We start from the raw sequence: 1,332 nt of genomic DNA, 5'->3' as shown, positions 1-1,332 counted from the left end.
AGAAAAAGAAGCGGCCGGTCACTTGGGGGCCGACAAAAAGGAATTGCAGGCTTTGAACGAGCTTGCCGAACAAATCACGGCAATCAAGTCTCGTGTTGAATCCGAGAAGGCCACGATCAGCGAAAGATATGGGTTCCTCGGGTTTGATCTCGATGCTGCCTTAAAAGTCACGGTTGATCTTAGCGCTATCTTGGAGAGGACCGCCGACATCACTGCCGCGATCACAGCGCTTGAAAAGGACGGAAAGATCGCGTTTTCAGCAGAGACCGACCTTTCGACTTTAATTAGCATCCCCGACCTCCGCACAGCGCGGCAGTCGGTTGCCGCTGGTATCGCCAGTCTGAGGGAGGCACTGTCGGCCCCCCAGCAACGATATCAAAAATACATACAGGCCATCCGGGAAATCGATCAGAAGATCGCCGATATTTCGGGCGACAAGGACGCACCAACAGCGGGAACTGTCGCTGATTTCGAAGCGCGGATTAAGAGGATTGATGAACAATTGGCGGCGGAACTGAAAAAGGCTTATTCGGACCGAAATGAGCTGTCCGCGTCAATATTTGAGTGCAAAAAGAAAATTAAGATCTTCTACGAGGGTCTAAAGAGCAGGGTCGAGAGCAGATTGGCAACAGTTAGTACAGGAGATTTCAAGGTTTCAGTTGATGCCTCCTTCGTGCCATCGCCCAAGTTTGGTACCAATTTTTTCGATCATCTCAATCAAAACGTCATGGGTCCTTTTCGCGGTGTCGCAGAGGGCGATTCCGAACTTCGTCGAAGGCTTTCAGGAGTGGATTGGAATTCATTACCCAGCATTCTGGAGTTTGTCGATGGCGCTATCGGCGCAATGAAGACGCATGATATTAATCGACAGGCGAAAGACATTAAAGAATTCTACAACTTCCTTTATTCACTTGAATATTTCGAGGCTCGCTATGAGCTGCGACTAGGAGGAAAGGATCTCAACCAGCTTTCGCCTGGAGAAAAAGGTCTGCTCTTACTCGTATTTTACCTCCACCTCGATATGGACAATACACCACTCGTTATTGATCAACCGGAGGACAATCTCGACAACGACAGTATCTTCGCCGTGCTCGCGAAATGTATCCGGGAGGCGAAGAAGTCCAGGCAGGTCATTCTCGTAACCCATAACCCCAATCTTGCGGTGGGTGCTGACGCGGAGCAAATCGTTTACGTGCGCCTCGACAAGGTAAAAGGATACCACTTCAGCTACGAAGGCGGTTCGATTGAAAATCCCAGCACGAACGGACACGTCGTCAAGGTTCTTGAAGGGTCGCGGCCTGCGTTTATTCAACGGAGGCTGAAGTACCAAAT

The 1,332-nt window shown here is 50.1% G+C and carries 1 protein-coding gene; it reads left to right on the top strand.

Annotated features, from left to right (window positions below; all coding sequences use genetic code 11):
• The coding region (locus A1351_RS08315) for an AAA family ATPase (protein WP_157096208.1) at nucleotides 1-1,332 on the top strand (1,332 nt) is incomplete at both ends.

This window comes from Methylosinus sp. R-45379 (genome assembly GCF_001644125.1).
Taxonomy (GTDB): domain Bacteria; phylum Pseudomonadota; class Alphaproteobacteria; order Rhizobiales; family Beijerinckiaceae; genus Methylosinus.
Note: the sequence above shows the minus strand (reverse complement) of the source record. Positions and strands in the feature narration are given on the sequence as shown.